We start from the raw sequence: 17,599 nt of genomic DNA on the forward strand, positions 1-17,599 counted from the left end.
TGATACGTAGCATACCGTCCGGTCGACGCCTTGGGAACGCCCGGGCGCGGGACGATGTGGGGAGCCCAGCCGACGATGCTGCGACCGTACCGATCAATGCTGTTCCTGCCGGGACACCGCCCGACCTGGGTGGAGAAGGCGATCCGCGCCGGCGCGGACGCGATCTGTCTCGACCTGGAGGACGCCGTCCCGGCGGGGGAGAAGGAAGCGGCGCGGGCCGTGGTCGCCGAGTCGGTCGGCCGCGCCAAGCGGCTCAAGCCGAACATCGGCGTCCTCGTGCGGGTCAACGGCCTGCCGACCGGGATGACCGGATTCGACCTCGAAGCGGTGATGGTGCCGGGCGTCGACGGGATCTTCGCGCCGAAGATCGAGGACGCCGCCGACGCGCTGCGCTTCGACACACTCGTCGAGTGGTTCGAGCGGCGCAACGGCGTCAGCGACGTCGGCCTCGCGATCCCCATGGAGACCGCGAAGGCGTTCGCGAACGTCGAGGCGATCGCCGCGTCGACCCCGAGGATCGGCATCATCCTCGGCTCGACCGCCGAGCACGCCGACGTCGCGCGGGAGATCGGCTTCGAGTGGACCCCGCAGGGGCTGGAGACGCTCGCCCACCGGGCGCGCGTGCTGCTCGCCTGCCGCGTCGCCGGGGTGCACGCGATGACCGGGCTGTGGGAACGCATCCACGACCTCGACGGGCTGCGGGCCTTCTGCGACCAGGGCCGCCAGATCGGCTTCCGCGGGCAGATCGCCATCCACCCGTCGCACGTGGACGTCATCAACCAGGCGTTCGGCCCGTCGCCGGAGGACATCGCCTTCTACCGCGGGCTCGTCGAGGCGTACCAGGCGGCGGCCGACGCCGGCAGTGGCGCGGCCGTCTACCGCGGCCGCCACATCGACAAGGCGCACGTCGACAAGGCGACCGAATGGTTGGCGCGCGCCGAGCAGGTCACGGAGTTCGACGCGGCACCGGCCGCCGAGGGAGAGGGGCAGCACGCATGACGCTCAAGGGTCTGTACTTCGAGGAGATGGAGATCGGGGCGGAGTTCAAGCACGAGCTCACCCGCACGGTCACCGAGATGGACAACGTGCTCTTCACGTCGTTGACGATGAACGTCGCGCCGCTGCACCTCGACGCCGAGTACACCAAGACGCTGCCGTACGGCCAGCGCCTGGTCAACAGCCTCTACACGGTCGGGCTCATCGGCGGCATGACCGTGCCCGGCCTGGTCTTCGGCACGTCGCTGGGCAATCTCGGGTACACGCTCATCGAGTTCCCGAACCCGGTCTTCCACGGCGACACCCTGCGCGCCGAGACGACGATCCTCGACAAGCGCGAGTCGAAGAGCGACCCGACCCGCGGCATCGTGTGGTTCGAGCACCGCGGCTACAACCAGCGCGACGAGGTGGTCTGCCTCTGCAAGCGCACCGGCATGATCATGCGCCGCCCACCGGCCGAAGGATGAGCCTCGTTCCCGCCGGCGGCATCGAGGGGCCGGTGCTCACCGAACTGCGTGCCGAGGTGCGGCGGTTCCTCGCCGAGGAGATCGCCACCGGGGCGTTCGTGCCGCGCGTCGACACGTGGGTCACCAGCTGGGACGTCGAGTTCACCCGCCGGCTCGCCGCCCGCGGCTGGCTGGGCATGGTCATCCCCCGGCGGTACGGCGGCCAGGAACGCACCTTCCTCGAACGGTTCGTCGTCACCGAGGAGCTGCTCGCCGCCGGTGCCCCGGTCGCCGCGCACTGGATCGCCGACCGCCAGATCGGCCCGTCGCTGCTGAAGTACGGCACCGAGGAGCAGAAACACGCCTACCTCCCCGGCATCAGCCGGGGCGAGATCTTCTTCGGCATCGGGATGAGCGAACCCGACTCCGGCTCGGACCTCGCCAGCGTGCGGACCCGCGCGGAGCGGGTCGACGCGGGGTGGCGGCTCACCGGCACGAAGGTGTGGACCAGCGGGGCGCACCACGCCGACGCGTTCTTCGCCCTGGCCCGCTCCGCGCCGCTGGACCCGGCGCGCCGCCACGACGGCCTGTCCCAGTTCATCGTCGACCTGCACGCGCCCGAGGTGCACATCCGGCCGATCGTCTCGATGGGCGGCGACCACCACTTCAACGAGGTCCACCTCGACGGGGTCTTCGTCCCCGACGACCGGGTGCTCGGGGCGATCGGCGACGGGTGGCGGCAGGTGACCTCCGAGCTCGGCTTCGAGCGCAGCGGGCCCGAGCGCATCCTGTCGACGTACCGGCTGCTCGCGGCGACCGCCTCGGCGATGGCCGACGGCCGGCTGCCGCGCGACGCCGGTCTGGGCCGGCACGTCGCCCGGACGGCCGTGCTGCACCAGATGTCGTTCGCCGTGTCGACCGCACTGGAGGAACACGCCGACGCCGACACCGCCGCCGCGCTGGTCAAGGTGCTCGGCACGACGGGGGAGGGCGACATCGCCGACTACGTCGACATGCTCATCGGGACCGGCCGGGCGCCCGGCGACGAGGAGCTGGTCCGGCTGCTGCGCTCGGCGGTGCTGCAACGGCCCGGATTCACCCTGCGCGGCGGCACGAACGAGGTGCTCCGCGGTGTGATCGCACGAGGACTGGGGCTGCGCTGATGACCGATCGCCCGACCGAGCTCGTGACGCCCGTGGTCGCGGACCCCGACGTCGTCGCGCTGCTCAATGACATCTTCGGCCGGTACCGCAAGGAACGGCCGCCCCGGCAGGCGGACGCCGACCTGGACCGCGACCTGTGGCGGCAGCTCGACGACCTCGGGCTGACCCGGCTGTCGGCGCCCGAGGCGAGCGGCGGCAGCGGCGCGAGCTGGGCCGAGGCCGCCGCCCTGCTGTCGGTCGCCGCGGGCGCCGCCGCGCCGGTGCCGCTCGCCGAGCACGACGTGCTCGGCGCGTGGCTGCTCGACACCGCCGGGCTGCCCCACGACGGCGCGTTGCGCACGGTGTGCCGGCCCGACCCCGCGGGCGCCGCCGCCGACGTGCCGTGGGCGCGCTCCGCGGACGCCGTGGTGGCCCTCTGGCGGGACGACCGTGACCGGTGGCTGGTCGCCGACGTGCCCGCCGCGCGGCTCGCCGTCGACGAGCGCCGCAACCTCGCGGGCGAGCCGTCCGACACGGTGCGGTTCGACCGCGCCGACCTCGCGGCGGGCGTCGAGGTGCCGCCGGCGGTCGCCGAGCAGTTCCGCCTGCGCGGCGCCCTGGCCCGCACGGCGCAGGTCGCCGGCGCGATGGAACGGGTCCTGGAGGTGGTGCTGACGCACGCCAACGAACGGGTCCAGTTCGGCCGCCCGATCGGCAGGTTCCAGGCCATGCAGCACCTCGTGACGGACATCGCCGCGGAGACCGCGCTGGCCCGGGCCGCGACGGACGCCGCGGTCGCCCGCGCGGTGGCGTCGGACTGGCAGGACCCCGGGATGCTCTTCGCGGTCGGCGTGGCCAAGTCCTGTGCGGGCCACGCCTCCTCCGTCGTCGTCCGCGGGGCGCACCAGGTCGTCGGCGCCATCGGCACCACCCTGGAGCACGAGCTGCACACCCTGACCCTGCCGATCCTCGTCCGGCGCGGCGAGTACGGATCGGTGCACCACTGGGACGAGACCATCACCCACCTGGCGGCGTCCGCCGGCCACGACGGGCTGTGGACACTGATCACCACGGGCCGTTCCGGCCAGGAAACCGAGGAGGTTCGCGCATGACCGAGATCCGCTACGAGGTCGGCGACGGCGTCGCCCGCATCACCCTCGACGCCCCCGACCGGCGTAACGCCCTGTCGGTCGAGATGTCGCGGGAGCTGACCGACGCGGCGCTCACCGCCGGGGCCGACAGGTCCGTGGGCGCGATCGTGGTCAGCGGCGGCGCCCACTTCTGCGCCGGCGCGGTCCGCAGCGTGCTCGCCGACGCGGGCCGGGACCCGGCGGAGGACGGCGCCTACCGCAACCTGGAGACGGTCTACCAGGCGTTCACGACCGTCGGCTCGGTCGGCGTGCCGACCGTCGCCGCGGTGCGGGGTGCGGCCGTCGGCGCCGGCCTCAACCTGGCGCTGGCGACCGACCTGCGCATCGTCTCCCGCACCGCCCGGTTCCTGCCCGGCTTCGCCCAGATCGGCATCCACCCCGGCGGCGGTCACTACACGCTCCTCGCCCGGGTGGCCGGCCGCGAGGCGGCGTCCGCGCTCGGTCTCTTCGGCGACGAGGTCGACGGCGAGCGTGCGGTCGCGCTCGGGCTGGCCTGGGCGGCGTACGACGACGGCGAGGTCGAGGAGCAGGCCCTGACCATGGCGCGGCGCGTGGCCCGGGACCCGGAGCTGGCGCGGCGCATGGTCGCGAACTTCCGCCGCGAGACGACCTCGGGCGGGGTGTCGTGGGACGTCGCCGTCGAGCTCGAACGCCCCGCGCAGATGTGGTCCCTGCGCCGCCGATGACCGAATGGGTGCCCGTGCAGCCTGGCTGCACGGGCACCTTGCGCTCACCGTCCGGCGACGGCCCCGTCGGCCAGCAGCCGGTCGATCTTCGACGGCGGATAGCCGAGGCCCGTCAGCACGGTCCTGGTGTCGGCGCCCGGACCCGACCCGCGCGGCGGGACAGGTGTGCTGCTCCTGGAGAAGCGCGGCGCCACGCTCGGCTGGTGATACTCGCTGTCAGGGATCGGGACGTACGACATCCGGGCGGCGCTCTGCGGATGGAGACGGGCCTCGTCGAGGTCCAGCACCGGCGTGACGCACGCGTCGACGCCGTCGAACGCCCGGGCCCACTCGTCTCTCGTCCGGGACCTGAACGCATCCGTGAGGAAGGCCCGGAGTGCCGGCCACCGGTCACGGTCCTTGTGCGCGTCGGCAAGCTCCTCGTCGGCTCCGCCGAGGACCGCGAGCGCGTTGCGGAAGAACCGCTCCTCGATGGCGCCGAAGGCGATCCACCGGCCGTCGGCGCAGGTGTAGACGTCGTAGTAGGGGCACCCGCCGTCGAGCAGGTTCGAGGCCCGCTCGACGGACCAGCGGCCCTGCGCCCGCAGCCCGTGGACGAGGCCCATCAGGCCGGCGGTCGACTCCAGCACGTTGGCGTCCACGACCTGCCCGCGCCCCGAGCCTCTCGCCTCCCACAGCGCGCAGACGATCCCGAACGCGAGCGACGCGGCCCCGCCACCGAAGTCGCCGATCAGGTTGAGCGGCGGGACGGGTGGCTCGCCGGCGCGTCCGATGCTGTGCAGCGCGCCGGACATGGCGATGTAGTTGATGTCGTGGCCGGCGACGTGGGCCAGCGGCCCGCTCTGCCCCCAGGCGGAGAGCCGGCCGTAGACGAGGGCCGGGTTGCGCGCGTGGCAGACGTCGGGGCCGAAGCCGAGGCGTTCGGCGACCCCCGGGCGGTAGCTCTCGACCAGGACGTCGGCCGCCGCGACCAGGTCGAGGAGGACCGCGAGGCCGGCGTCGGTCTTGAGGTCCACCGCGATCGACCGCCGCCCCCGCTCGATCACCGGGTTGGGCGTGTAGTCGGGGTTGGGCCCGCCGGTCCGGTCGACGCGGACGACGGTGGCGCCCATGTCGGCGAGCAGCATGACGGCGAACGGTCCCGGCCCGATGCCGGCCAGCTCGACCACCCGCACGCCCGCGAGGGGTCCGCTACTCATCGGTGCCCGCCTCGGCCAGCAACTGGCGGCGGAGCGTCGCCTTGGCCACCTTGTCCAATGTGGACCGCGGCAGCTCCGCCACGACGCGGATCTCGCGGGGGCGTTTGTACGGGGTGAGCAGCTCCTCGCAGCGGTGGGCGGCGGCGGCGACCGACACCTCCTCGCCGGGACGGGCGGTGACGAAGGCGACCGGGACCTCGCCGAGCATCGGGTCGGGCCGGCTCACCACCGCCGCCTCGCTCACGCCGGGGACGCCGAGCAGCACCCGCTCGACCTCGGGGGCGCCGATGTTCTCGCCGCCGACCTTGAGCACGTCGGAGTCCCGTTCGAGGAACCACACGCCGCCGTCCTCGGCCACCCGGACCCGGTCGCCGGTGTGGAACCAGCCGTCGGCGTCGAAGGCCGCCGCGGTCAGCTCGGGCGCGTCGAGGTAACCGGCGAAGAGGGAGACGCCCGGCACGCCGCGGACCAGCAGCTCGCCGGTGGCGGCGGTGCCGGCGGGGACCTGCGCGCCGTCCTCGGCCAGCACGGCGACGTCGTACTCGGGCGCCACCCGGCCCATCGACCCTGCGGCGACGGGGTGGTGCGGGTCGCTGACCACCGGGTGCGAGACCGTCTCCGTCATGCCGAACCAGCCCATGACGGGGACGCCGCCGGTGGCGGGGCCGGGGTCGACGACGGAGCTGCTGGCCCAGCCCCGGAAGCGGTGCCGCTCGGGCACCTCGTGCGCCCGCAACGCCCGCAGGCAGAAGCTCACCACCGACGTCCAGGTCGCGCCGTGCTCGACCGCGGCGGGCCAGAACCGGCTCGCGGAGAACCGGGGCTGGAGCACCACCGACCCGCCCGACCACAGCGACGACAGGAACGAGTAGGACAGCGCGTTGGTGTGGAACAGCGGCAGGTGCACCAGGTTGACGTCGCCGGGGGACAGCCGCTGATGGGCCGTGCCGGTCTGGCCGCTCCACAGGCAGTTGCCCTGGGACCAGATCACGCCCTTGGGCCGGGCCGTGGTGCCCGACGTGTACTGCACGCTCGCCGGGTCGGACCAGTCCGTCCGCACCGCCGGCGCGGCCAGGCCGGCCGCCAGCAGCGCCGCGAAGCCGTCCGGGCCCGGGTCGCCGTCGACGATCACGCGGGGTCCCGCGGCGGCGACGTTGCCGGCCCGGTCGGCCGTGGTGAGGGCGAACGTGGAGCGGCTGTGGCCCAGCGCGTACGCCAGCTCGTCGCGGGACGACTTCGGGTTGAGGCAGACCGCGACCGCGCCGAGGGAGGTGACGGCGCACCAGGTGATCAGGAAGGCCGGGGAGTTGGGCAGCACGATCGCGAGCCGCCCACCCGGGCGCAGCCCGGCGGCGGCCAGGGCACCGGCGACCCGGTCGACGTCGTGGGCGAACTGCCGGCGCGTCCAGGTCCGTGCCTCGCCGTCGAACGGCGCCCAGGTGAGGAAGGGCCGGTCGGGCGTCCGCCGCGCCCACGTCTCGACCAGCCACCGCACGTCGAGCCCGAGATAGCGCGGCGACAACGCTGCGCTCACGCTGCCGGCTCCAGGTCGATGTCCAGGTCGAGGATGAGCGACTGCAGCGCCTTGCCGTGCGGGTCGACCCGCAGGGTCATCGAGACCCCGCCGCCGAGGGCCTGCTGCAGCACGAAGTTCAGCCCGTGCACCCGGGGCAGCTCGTAGCGGGTGACCGGGCCTCGGGCGATCGGCCCGAACGCCGCCGCGACCCGCTCGGCGGTCAGCTCCCGGACCAGCGCCGGATAGTGCGCGGGGTCGTAGACGAAGACGCAGATGTTGCTGACGTCGCCCTTGTCCCCGGACCGGCTCGCCGCGATCTCGCGGAGCTTGACGGTGCTCACGACTCGCTCACCTCCACCTCGATCGGCACCAGCTCCCGCGGCAGGTAGGCCGGCGTGACCCCGATCGCCGGGACGATCGAGGTCGTGTTGCCGCCACCGCCGGCGGGCCCGAAGTACAGCAGCTCGGTCTCGTGGGCGGCCGTCGCCGCCACCTCGCGCGACCGCGACCGGACCGCCAGCCGCAGCCGCACCTCGCTCGGGGCGCCCCCGCGTAGCTGGTCGCCGTACAGCGAATCCACCCCTTGCAGGTCGATGCGAAGCTCGTCGATGTCGGCGGCGTACGGCTCCAGCCGCCGGCGCACGATCTCCTCGGCCCGGCGGGCCCGCGCGACACAGCCCGGCCCGCCGTAGGACATCTCGCCGACCGCTCGCCAGCCCTGGTCCACGCCGACGAGCACCTTGAGAGTGTCGGGCCGGGCCCGGCCCCTGGCGCCGGTGACCCGGACCCGGTCCCCGCCGAGGTCGTCCACGTCGACGGCGCTGAAGTCGGCGGTGACGTCCGGGGTGAGGTACGTGGCCGGGTCGTGGATCTCGTAGTACAGCTGGGTCTTCATCGTCATGGCGTCGACCAGGCCGCCGGTGCCGGGCAGCTTGGTGATGGTCACCGCGCCGTCGGTGATCTCGCCGATCGGGAAGCCGAGGTTGTGCGGGTCGGGCACCACCCGGTAGGGCGGGTCCTCGAAGTTGCCGCCGGTCGAGTGGACGCCGCATTCGAGCAGGTGCCCGGCCAGGGTGGCCAGGCCGACGCGGTCCCAGTCGTCCAGCGCCCAGCCCAGCTCGTGGCAGATCGGCCCGACGAACAGCGACGGGTCGGCCAGCCGCCCGCCCAGGATGATCTGCGCGTCCTGGCGCAGGCAGTCGACGATGCCGTCGGCGCCGATGTAGGCGTTCGCCGACACGACCCGGTCGCCGAGCTCCTTGACAGTCACCCCGAGCTCGGGCAGCTCCACGTCGTGCTCGGCCAGCACGTGCCGCACGTCGTCGCCGTGGATCGTGCCGATGCGCACGCCGCTCAGGCCGAGCCGGGCCAGCCCGCGGGCGAACTCGTCCCGGGCGGCGCCGGGGTTGGCCGCCCCGAAGTTGCCGACGACCCGGCCGCCGGCGGCGAGATAGCGGTGCAGCAGCGGCAGCAGCGCGCCGATGCGCCGGTCGTGCCCCGCGGCCGGGTCGGCCATCCGCCGGATCTGGGCCAGCGCGAGCGTGCGCTCGGCCAGGCAGTCGAAGCCCAGATAGGTGACCCGTCCGCTGTCGGCCATGGCCGCGACCGCGTCGAGCCGGTCGTCCGCGTACGCCGATCCCGAGCCGATGCTCAGGACCGCCGCGGGTTGCCGAGCGACCACTGCGAACCTCCTTCGTGACGTGGGAGAAACTCAGACCCGCACGACCCGGTCGACCGGGGTGAGCCCGGCGACCGCGGGCACGATGTCGCGGCCGAGGTCGTCGAGGTAGGCGACGACGTCATCGCCGCTCATGGTCGGCCACTGCGCCCGGACCAGGATCGGGTCGACCGGGAAGACCTGCGCGAACTCGGCGATCTGGCGCACGCACTCGTCGGGCGTGCCGATGAAGGTCTCCTTGCGGGCGACCTCCCGGAACTCGCGGTCGAGCTCGCCGGCGTCGCGGGTGGCCAGCTGCCGGTTCGCGTACGCGAGCAGCCGCTCCTTGGCCATCGCCTCGAACCGCTCGTAGGCCGCCTCGGTGCTGGCGGCGGGGATGATCTCGCGCCGGAGCGGGTTGCGCACGAGCGGGCGGCCGAGCCGGATCCGCTCGTCCTCGTAGAGCGACATCAGCCGGACCAGCTCGGGGCCCCGGATCTCGGGCGTGACCGGCCAGCCGTCGCCGAGCCGGGCCGACCGCCGGACCCCCTGCTCGCCCATGGCGCCCAGCCACAGCGGCGGATGCGGGCTCTGGAACGGCCGGATGTGGGTGTGCCCGTCCCGCACGGTCCAGTACCTGCCGGCGTAGGACACCTCGTCCTGCGTCCACACCTGCTTCATGATCGTGATGCTCTCCTCGAGCATCCGGAACCGCTGGGTGTAGTCGACGCCGAGGGCGTCGAACTCGTCGCGCCGGTAGCCGGCGCCGATACCGACGACGAGCCGGCCCCGGGTGAGGATGTCGAGCGTGGCCAGGTCCTCGGCCAGCATCACCGGGTGGTAGAGCGGCGCCTGGACGATCGTCGTGGCCAGGGTGACGTGCTCGTCCAGCTCGGCGGCGAGGCGCGCGAGCGTCGGGATCGGCTGGAGCCAGCGCAGGTCGCCGTAGAGGAAGTGCTGGCCCATCGTGATGTGCGAGAAGCCGTTGCGCTGCGCCGCCTCGACCTGGCGCAGCAGGGCGTCGAGGTGCTCCGCCGGCGGCAGGCTTTTGCGGACATCGCCCAGGATCACTCCGAGTCTCACGCAACTCCCCGATCGGTCGGCATAATCTATGCTCATCATAGTTATGAGAGCAATGGAAGGGAAGGTGGGTCGCGTGGTCTTCCAGGCATTCATCGTGGGCGCCGTGCGCTCGGCAGTCGGGCGCCGCAATGGGGCGCTGGCCGGCGTCCATCCGGCCGACCTCGGCGCGGCCGTGCTGTCGGAGCTGATGACGCGTACGGGCGTGCTGCCGGCGGCCGTCGACGACGTGATCTGGGGCTGCGTGGGCCAGGTCGGCCCGCAGGCGTCCAACATCGGGCGGGCCACCGCCCTGTCCGCCGGCCTGCCGGAGTCGGTGCCCGCCACGACCATCGACCGCCAGTGCGGATCGTCGCAGCAGGCGGTGCACTTCGCCGCCCAGGCGGTCATGTCCGGCACCCAGGACCTCGTGGTGGCCGGCGGGGTCGAGGTGATGAGCCAGGTCCCGATCGCCTCGCCGACCACGATGGGGGTCGAGCGCGGGATGGCCCACCCCCGCGGCGGCCGGCGCTGGGTCGAGCGCTTCGGCGACGAGGAGATCTCCCAGTTCCGTGGCGCCGAGTGGATCGCGCGGCGGTGGGACCTGTCCCGTGCGGGGATGGAGGCGTACGCGCTGGAGAGCCACCGCCGCGCCCTTGCCTCGACCGCGGCGGGCGAGTTCGACGCCGAGATCGTCGAGGTGCACGGTCTCCGCCGGGACGAGGGGCCCCGCCCCGACTCGACGGCGGAGAAGCTGGCCGCGCTCGGCCCGCTGCGGGAGGGTGGTCGCATCACGGCGGCGCTGGCGAGCCAGATCTCCGACGGTGCCGCCGCCGTCCTGGTCGCCTCGGAGCGGGCGGTGCTGCGGTGGGGCCTGACCCCCCTCGCGCGGGTGCACACGCTGACCGTGGTCGGCTCCGACCCGGTCGCGATGCTGACCGGGCCGATCCCCGCGACCGCCGCCCTCCTGGAGCGGTCCGGGGTCGCCCTGGCCGAGATCGGCTCCTACGAGGTCAACGAGGCCTTCTCCAGCGTGCCGATGGCCTGGCTCGCCGAGACCGGGGCCGACCCGGCCCGGCTCAACCCGCAGGGCGGCGCGATCGCGCTCGGCCACCCGCTCGGCGCGACCGGCGCCCGGTTGATGACGACCCTGGTGCATCGGATGCGCCGGGAGGGGCAGCGGTTCGGGCTCCAGGCGATGTGCGAGGGGGGCGGCATGGCCAACGCCACGCTGCTCGAACTCGCATGACGGGGGGCGGTCCGAAATCCAGGCACTTCGACTGTTGTGACGGCGGCCACGCGTCTGTAGATTGTGCCTAATCATTGAAATGGTGAGCATGAAATCTGCTGCGCGGTCAACACCCCGAGGACCGGCACCGCTCACCCACTCGAGAAGGTGGAATCAATGACGTCCTTTAGATCGTCGCGGCGTCGGCCCTCATTCCGTCTCGCCGCCGTCGCCGTCGCCGCCGGTCTCCTGCTCGCCGCCTGCGGTGGTGGCGGCGCCGGCGACTCGACCGTCGGCCAGAAGCCCGAGCAGGCGGAGGGGCTGGCCGAGTCGACCATCAAGGCCGCCGCCCAGGCCGAGGGCAAGGTCGTGTGGTACACCTCCATCCCCGAGGCCGCCGTGAAAGAGGTCGCCGCCGGGTTCAAGGCCGCCTACGGCATCGACGTCGAGGTCGTCCGGCTGACGTCGACGACCCTCATGCAGCGCTACGCCTCCGAGCGGGACGCCGGCGCGGTGAAGGGCGACGTCATCAACGTCGCCCAGACCGCCTTCTTCGAGGACGGCGTCAAGAAGAACTGGTGGTCGAAGCTGACCGAGCCGGAGGCGCCGATGCTCGCGAGCTGGCCGAAGGATCTCGTCCACAAGGACCAGTACACGCTCATCAACACCCAGCCGATCGGCATCGCCTACAACAAGGACCAGGTCAAGGAGAGCGACGTCGACACCTGGCAGAAGATCGTCGACCCCAGGTTCAAGAACAAGGTCGTCCTGGTCAACCCGGCCAACACCCCGTTCTACCTGTCGTGGCTGAAGCTGATGGAGACCGAGTACGGGCCCGACGTGCTCACCCAGTTCGCCGCGCTGAAGCCGACGGTGACCGACAGCGCCGTCCCGGGCGCCCAGCAGCTGGCGGCGGGGGAGCGCGTCCTCATGGTGCCGAACGTGCTGTCCGGGGTGAAGGAGGTCGTCGACGCCGGCGCTCCGGTGGCCACGGTGACCCCCTCGCCGACGGTGGGCGTCGAGCAGTACGCCGCGGCCAGCGCCGACGGCCCCCACCCGAACGCCGCCAAGCTGCTGCTCGGCTACCTCCTCACCCGCACCGGTCAGGAGCAGCTCAACCGGGGCTACGCCGCCTCTCCGCTGTCCGGCATCCCGGGAAGCATCCCGATGCCCAAGGACTACCGGTCCACCGACACCGCCGCCATGCAGGCCGACAAGTCGCGGCTGCTCGCTGCCGTGGGACTGTCCTCGTGATGCAGGCACCTGACCTGCTCCACCGCAATCCCGGCACCGTGCAGGCCGGAGTCCGGGTCTCCGGCCTGCACATGGTCTTCCGGGACGCCAAGCACGCCGAGGTGACGGCCCTCCAGGAGGTGGACCTGGAGGTCCCGGCCGGCCAGTTCTGCGTGCTGCTCGGCCCGAGCGGCTGCGGCAAGACGACCCTGCTGCGGTGCATCGCCGGCCTCGAGTCGCCGACGGCGGGCACCATCCTGGTGGACGGCCAGACCGCCGTCCTCGACGGCCGGGTCGTGCTGGAGACGCAGAACCGGCCCGTCGGGATGGTGTTCCAGAGCTACGCGCTGTGGCCGCACATGAACGTCGCCCAGAACGTCGCCTACCCGCTGACCACGGGGCCCCGGGGTGCCCGGCCGGCCAAGGCCGAGGTGCAGCGGCGGGTCGCCGAGGTGCTGGAGAAGACCAGGATCGCGCACCTGGCCGAACGGCGGATCGGGCAGCTGTCGGGCGGCCAGCAGCAGCGGGTCGCGCTGGCCCGGGCGCTGGTCGCGGGCAACAGCGTCGTGCTGTTCGACGAGCCGCTGTCCAACATCGACGCGAAGATCCGGGAGAACCTCCGGGCCGAGCTCAAGGCCATGCAGGAGGAGTGGGGGTTCACCGCGATCTACGTGACGCACGACCAGGTGGAGGCGCTCGACCTGGCCGACCAGATCGTCGTGCTGGACCACGGGCGGATCGTGCAGACCGGCACCCCGCAGGACATCTACTTCCGGCCCATGTCCCGCCACGTCGCCGACTTCGTCGGCACCAGCAACCTCATCGCGGGCACGGTGCTGTCGCAGGCGGCCGACCGGGTGGGCCTGCAGACCGCGCTCGGCCGGGTGGACGTGCCCGGCCCGCCCGGCATCGGCCCCACGGCGCTGCTGATGACCCGGGCCAACGACTGGTGGCTCCAGCCGCAGGACACGTCGGCCCGCGACGGATGGAAGGGCGTGGTGAAGGCCCGCCACCTGCTGGGCGCCTACACCGAGTACCTCGTCGAGGTGGGCGAGCTCACGGTGCGGATCTGGGACCGCTACCACGAGTGGGGCGGGCCCGGCGCCGGCGTCGTCACCGGCTTCGACGCCGACGCCGCGTGGGTGGTGCCCGATGGCGGCTGACCTCGGCATGCGGCCGGCGCCGGCCGCGGCACCGACGACCTCCACGGCCACGCGCCCACGCCGTCGCGGAGTTCTCTGGTACGGCGGCGTGGCCGCGACGGTCGTCATCGTCTTCGTCATCGTCTACCCCCTCGGCCGCACCGTGCTCGGCGTGTTCGGCGTCGGCGGCGACTCCACCGCGGACAGGATCGTCGAGGTCCTCACCGCCGGTAGAACCTGGCGGATGGCGGGCAACACGGTGCTCGCGGTCGCCGTCGGCGGGACGCTGGCGCTGGCGATCGGCGCGGTCTTCGCCTGGATCAACGAGCGCACCGACGCGCGCATGGGGTTCGTGGCGCGGATGCTGCCGCTCATGCCGATGTTCGTGCCGTCCATCGCCGGCGCGATCGGCTGGGTCTTCCTGGCCTCGCCGCGGGCCGGGCTCCTCAACGGCTGGATCCGCCAGTTCCTGGAGCTGTTCGGGGTCAAGGTGACCGAGGGCCCGATCGACATCTACTCGTGGCCGGGGTTGATCTTCGCGTACGTGCTGTTCCTGACGCCGTACGCCTACCTGACGATCTCCAGCGGCCTGCAGTCGCTCGACCCGGCGCTGGAGGAGGCGTCGCGGTCCTCGGGGGCGGGCGCGCTGACCACCTTCCGCCGGATCACGTTGCCGTCGCTGCGGCCGGCGATCGGGGCGAGCATCCTGGTGATCGCGACGATGGGCATGGCCATCTTCTCGATCCCGCTGGTGATCGGCACGCCCGCCGGCATCGACGTCCTGCCGGTCGAGATCGTCAACCTCATGACGCACAACTACCCCCGGGACACCGGCGGCGCGCTCGGCCTGTCCATCCTGGTCATCCTCGTCGTCGGCGCCTGCTGGCTGGTGCAGCGGCGGATGGTCGCGCTGCAGTCCCACGCGACCATCACCGGCCGGTCCAGCGCCAGCGCCGCCGTGCCCCTCGGCCGCTGGAAGTGGGTGGCCCGGCTGACGATGGTCGGGTTCCTGCTGCTGACCTCGGTGCTGCCGCTGGGCGGGCTGGTCCTGGTGTCGTTGCAACGGTTCTGGGGCGCCCGGATCCAGTGGGACAAGCTCACCTTCGTCAACTACCAGTACCTCGTCGACAACGAGCTGGTCTGGAGCGGCCTGCGCAACAGCCTCGTGCTGGCCGTCGTCTGCGCCACCATCGCCGTCCTCCTCGCGGTGCTGGTCACCCAGACCGTCACCCGCCGGGCCGGCCTCGCCGCCGGCGCGGTCGACGGCATCGTGAAGATCCCGTCGACGCTGACCCACGTCGTGCTGGCGGTGGCGTTCATCGTCGCCTTCGCGGGCCCGCCGTTCGACCTGGCCGGGACCAGCCTGTTGCTGGGACTGGCGTACGTGATCCTCTACATCCCGCAGGCGACCTTCTACGCCTCGGCGGCGCACCAGCAGATCGGCCCGCAGCTGACGGAGGCGTCGGCCGTCGCCGGCGCGAGCGACGCGACCACGACCCGCCGGATCCTCCTGCCGCTGATGGCGCCCAGCCTGATCGCCGGCTGGTCGCTGCTGTTCGTCCTCATGACCGGCGACATCACGGCGTCGTCCATGCTCGCCGGCACCCACACGCCGGTGGTGGGATTCGTGATCCTCGACATGTGGACCGGTGGCAGCTTCCCCAAGCTGGCCGCCCTGGGCGTGCTGATGACCGTGGTCGCCAGCGCCGTCGTGCTGCTCGTCATGCGCCTGCGTGACAAGTTCTTCCTGGTGAGGTGAGGCAATGACCCCGCTCGACGTGACCGTCGAGGACCGCCTGCTCCTGCAGGAGCTGATCGCGAGGTACTCCCTCGCCCGCGACGACCGCGACATCGACCTGCTGATCTCGCTGTTCGCGCCGGACGCCCAGTTCGAGCGGGCCGGCCGGGTCGTCGACGGGGCGGACGGCATCCGGGAGTTCTTCCTCGGCTCCATGCGCCGCTACGACCTGACCAACCACGTCAACCACGGCCAGGTGCTCGACCCGGTCGAGGGCGCCTCACCGCGGGAGCGGGTCGCCGGCCGGGTCTCCGGGCACGCCGAGCTGGTGCCGTCCGGGATCCTGCACGTCGCCGCCTACCGCTACCACGACCTCTACGTGAAGTCCGAAGGACGGTGGCTCTTCCAGCGCCGGTCGCTCAACTTCATCTACGCGATGCCCGTCGACCAGTTCGCCGCCGGCTTCGCCGACAACCTGCGGGTGCGCTGGCACGGCGACCAGCCGCGCCCCGCGGACCTGCCCTGACCGACCACCCCCGGGAACGGAGAAACCTTCGATGCCATCGAATGTCATGATCGTGCTCAGCAACACCCGCCCGGAGGTCGAGGACGAGTTCAACGCCTGGTACAGCGACGTCCACGTGCACGAGGTCGTCGACGAGCTCGACGGCTTCGCCACCGCGCAGCGGTTCAAGCTCGCCGACCAGCAGGTCGAGGAGGGCGCGACCTGGAAGTACCTGGTGATCTACACGATCCCCGAGGGCAAGCTGGCCGACGCCCAGGCCGCGATCCGGGCACAGCGGGCCGAACGGGCGGAGGCCCTGGCGGCCGGCCGCAAGCCGTGGATCTCGGCCCGCTCCGACCTGTTCGACGGCAAGCACCACAGCTGGTTCTTCACCGCGATCACGGACGAGATCGCGGGCCGGTCATGACCGAGCCGGCGTCGCCGTTCGTGGTGGCTGGCGCCGGCGCCGCAGGGCTGCTGGCCGCGCTCACCGCGGCACAGGCCGGCGTCGACGTCCTGCTGCTGGAGAAGGACATGCGGCGGGGCTGCAACGCCGAGTTCTCCGGCGGGCTGGTCCAGGGCGCCGGCACCCGGTTCCAGGAGGCCGCCGGCATCGACGACTCGCCGGCGACGCTGCTGGCCGACATCCTGCGGCAGAACCGGGGCCGGTGCGACCCCGCCGTCGCCGAGCTGGTGGCGGACCGGTCCCGCGACGTTGTGCACACCCTGGCCGACACCGTCGGCCTGGACCTGCACATCGACGCGGTCGCGTACGCCGGGCACTCGGTGCGGCGCCTGCACTGCACCCCGGCCGAGACCGGGAAGGAGCTGATCGCCGGCCTGCGGGCGTACGTGCGCGCCCTCGACCGCGTCGACTTCGTGGACGCCGCCGAGGTGGTCGACGTGAACGTCGCCGACGACGGCACCCTCGACGTGGCCGTCCGGCGGGGCGGGACCGGCCTCGACCGGCTGCGCGCCCGGCACGTCCTGCTCGCCACCGCCGGCTTCGGCGCCAACCGGGCCCTGCTGCGCCGCTACATCGGCGACGCCGCCGCCGACAGCCACTTCATCGGCTCCGAGAACAGCACCGGCACGGGCCTGGAGATCGGGCTGCGTCTGGGCGCGGGCACCGCCTACCTGACCGCCTACGAGGGGCACAGCCACCTCAACCCGAAGTACGGCACCCGGCTCGGCGGCGCCCTACCGGCCCTGGGCAGCATCATCGTCGGCACCGACGGCCGCCGCTTCGCCCGCGAGGACGTCTCCAACTCGGGGTTCGCCGCGTCGCTGGCCGCCCAGCCCGGCGGGCGCGGCGTCGAGATCTTCGACGAGCCGATCCACCGCCGGGCGCTGGCCAACGGCGCCTACGCCGAGGCCTTCTCGGCCGGCGTGGTCGCGACCTTCACCACCCTCGACGCGCTCGCGGACACCTTCGGCCTCCCCGCCGCCGCGCTGACGGACGAGGTCGAGCGCTACAACGCCGCCGTGGACGCCCCCTGCTGGCTCGGCCGCGCCGCCCCCCGGCGCCGGCTGCACCCGCCGTACTACGCCTCGGCCGTCTCCAGCGGCCTGGTGCACACCCAGGGCGGCCTGACCATCGACACCGCCGCCCGCGTCGTGCGCCCCGGCGGCGACCCGATCCCCGGCCTGTTCGCGGCCGGCGGCGCCGCCGCCGGCATCTCGGGCGACGGCCCCGACACCTACCTGCCGGGCAACGGCCTGGCCCACGCCTTCGCGACCGGCCTGGTCGCCGCGGAGACGGTCACCGCCGCACTCGCGTGAAACCGGCCGCCCGGCGTCCCGTGGTGCGGGACGCCGGGCGGTGTGGGTCAGGAGGGCAGGGTTTCGCGGTTCCACGCGGTGCCGTTCCACCAGATGTGTTGCAGGGTGCCGTTGGTGGC

The 17,599-nt window shown here is 72.9% G+C and carries 17 protein-coding genes; 12 read left to right on the top strand and 5 right to left on the bottom strand.

Annotated elements, in window-relative coordinates; genetic code table 11:
* Positions 1 to 96 precede the first annotated feature (96 nt).
* From ABD332_RS12935 to ABD332_RS12955, 5 genes are read left to right on the top strand one after another with little or no spacing between them, the layout of a single operon-like run.
* A complete protein-coding gene (locus tag ABD332_RS12935; RefSeq protein ID WP_344502075.1) occupies positions 97 to 999 on the top strand; it encodes an HpcH/HpaI aldolase/citrate lyase family protein in 903 nt (300 codons plus the stop codon).
* On the top strand, positions 996 to 1,463 hold the full coding sequence (locus tag ABD332_RS12940) for a MaoC family dehydratase (protein WP_344502076.1): 468 nt from the start codon (positions 996 to 998) through the stop codon (positions 1,461 to 1,463). The genes ABD332_RS12935 and ABD332_RS12940 overlap by 4 nt, the downstream gene beginning before the upstream one ends.
* Positions 1,460 to 2,605: an acyl-CoA dehydrogenase family protein gene (locus ABD332_RS12945; RefSeq protein WP_344502077.1), complete on the top strand. Its 1,146-nt coding sequence runs from the start codon at positions 1,460 to 1,462 to the stop codon at positions 2,603 to 2,605. Before ABD332_RS12940 ends, ABD332_RS12945 begins: the two co-directional genes overlap by 4 nt.
* A complete protein-coding gene (locus ABD332_RS12950) occupies positions 2,605 to 3,696 on the top strand; it encodes an acyl-CoA dehydrogenase family protein (RefSeq protein WP_344502078.1) in 1,092 nt (363 codons plus the stop codon). Before ABD332_RS12945 ends, ABD332_RS12950 begins: the two co-directional genes overlap by 1 nt.
* Positions 3,693 to 4,421, top strand: a complete 729-nt coding sequence (locus ABD332_RS12955) for an enoyl-CoA hydratase-related protein (RefSeq protein ID WP_344502079.1) — start codon at positions 3,693 to 3,695, stop codon at positions 4,419 to 4,421. The genes ABD332_RS12950 and ABD332_RS12955 overlap by 4 nt, the downstream gene beginning before the upstream one ends.
* Before the next feature lie 44 nt (positions 4,422 to 4,465).
* On the opposite strand, the gene ABD332_RS12960 is transcribed toward ABD332_RS12955, so the two are convergent.
* Genes ABD332_RS12960 through ABD332_RS12980 form a run of 5 tightly spaced genes read right to left on the bottom strand, consistent with a single transcriptional unit; the run spans position 4,466 to position 9,876 of the window.
* Positions 4,466 to 5,620, bottom strand: coding sequence for a CaiB/BaiF CoA transferase family protein (locus tag ABD332_RS12960; protein WP_344502080.1), 1,155 nt, complete (start codon positions 5,618 to 5,620; stop codon positions 4,466 to 4,468).
* Positions 5,613 to 7,154 (bottom strand): AMP-binding protein, encoded by a 1,542-nt coding sequence (locus tag ABD332_RS12965; protein WP_344502081.1) that lies wholly within the window; start codon positions 7,152 to 7,154, stop codon positions 5,613 to 5,615. The genes ABD332_RS12960 and ABD332_RS12965 overlap by 8 nt, the downstream gene beginning before the upstream one ends.
* Positions 7,151 to 7,477 carry an AtuA-related protein gene (locus tag ABD332_RS12970; protein WP_344502082.1) on the bottom strand — a complete coding sequence of 109 codons (327 nt, stop codon included), beginning with the start codon at positions 7,475 to 7,477 and terminating at the stop codon, positions 7,151 to 7,153. Before ABD332_RS12970 ends, ABD332_RS12965 begins: the two co-directional genes overlap by 4 nt.
* Positions 7,474 to 8,817: an acyclic terpene utilization AtuA family protein gene (locus tag ABD332_RS12975; RefSeq protein ID WP_344502083.1), complete on the bottom strand. Its 1,344-nt coding sequence runs from the start codon at positions 8,815 to 8,817 to the stop codon at positions 7,474 to 7,476. Before ABD332_RS12975 ends, ABD332_RS12970 begins: the two co-directional genes overlap by 4 nt.
* A 30-nt stretch (positions 8,818 to 8,847) precedes the next feature.
* Positions 8,848 to 9,876 (bottom strand): LLM class flavin-dependent oxidoreductase, encoded by a 1,029-nt coding sequence (locus ABD332_RS12980; protein ID WP_344502084.1) that lies wholly within the window; start codon positions 9,874 to 9,876, stop codon positions 8,848 to 8,850.
* Between the two features lie 73 nt (positions 9,877 to 9,949).
* Between ABD332_RS12980 and ABD332_RS12985 the strand changes: the two genes are divergently transcribed.
* From ABD332_RS12985 to ABD332_RS13015, 7 genes are all read left to right on the top strand, one after another.
* On the top strand, positions 9,950 to 11,101 hold the full coding sequence (locus tag ABD332_RS12985; RefSeq protein ID WP_344502085.1) for an acetyl-CoA C-acyltransferase: 1,152 nt from the start codon (positions 9,950 to 9,952) through the stop codon (positions 11,099 to 11,101).
* A 156-nt stretch (positions 11,102 to 11,257) separates the two neighbouring features.
* On the top strand, positions 11,258 to 12,334 hold the full coding sequence (locus ABD332_RS12990; protein ID WP_344502087.1) for an ABC transporter substrate-binding protein: 1,077 nt from the start codon (positions 11,258 to 11,260) through the stop codon (positions 12,332 to 12,334).
* On the top strand, positions 12,334 to 13,476 hold the full coding sequence (locus tag ABD332_RS12995) for an ABC transporter ATP-binding protein (RefSeq protein WP_344502088.1): 1,143 nt from the start codon (positions 12,334 to 12,336) through the stop codon (positions 13,474 to 13,476). Before ABD332_RS12990 ends, ABD332_RS12995 begins: the two co-directional genes overlap by 1 nt.
* A complete protein-coding gene (locus ABD332_RS13000) occupies positions 13,466 to 15,214 on the top strand; it encodes an ABC transporter permease (protein ID WP_344502089.1) in 1,749 nt (582 codons plus the stop codon). Before ABD332_RS12995 ends, ABD332_RS13000 begins: the two co-directional genes overlap by 11 nt.
* A 4-nt stretch (positions 15,215 to 15,218) precedes the next feature.
* Complete coding sequence (locus tag ABD332_RS13005; protein WP_344502090.1) at positions 15,219 to 15,719, top strand: nuclear transport factor 2 family protein; 501 nt, start codon at positions 15,219 to 15,221, stop codon at positions 15,717 to 15,719.
* Positions 15,720 to 15,750: 31 nt separating this feature from the next.
* Entirely contained in the window at positions 15,751 to 16,125 is a 375-nt protein-coding gene (locus ABD332_RS13010) for a DUF4286 family protein (protein ID WP_344502091.1), read from the top strand.
* Positions 16,122 to 17,480: an FAD-dependent oxidoreductase gene (locus ABD332_RS13015; RefSeq protein ID WP_344502092.1), complete on the top strand. Its 1,359-nt coding sequence runs from the start codon at positions 16,122 to 16,124 to the stop codon at positions 17,478 to 17,480. Before ABD332_RS13010 ends, ABD332_RS13015 begins: the two co-directional genes overlap by 4 nt.
* The last annotated feature ends 119 nt before the right edge of the window (positions 17,481 to 17,599 follow it).

This window comes from Dactylosporangium maewongense (genome assembly GCF_039531485.1).
GTDB lineage: Bacteria > Actinomycetota > Actinomycetes > Mycobacteriales > Micromonosporaceae > Dactylosporangium > Dactylosporangium maewongense.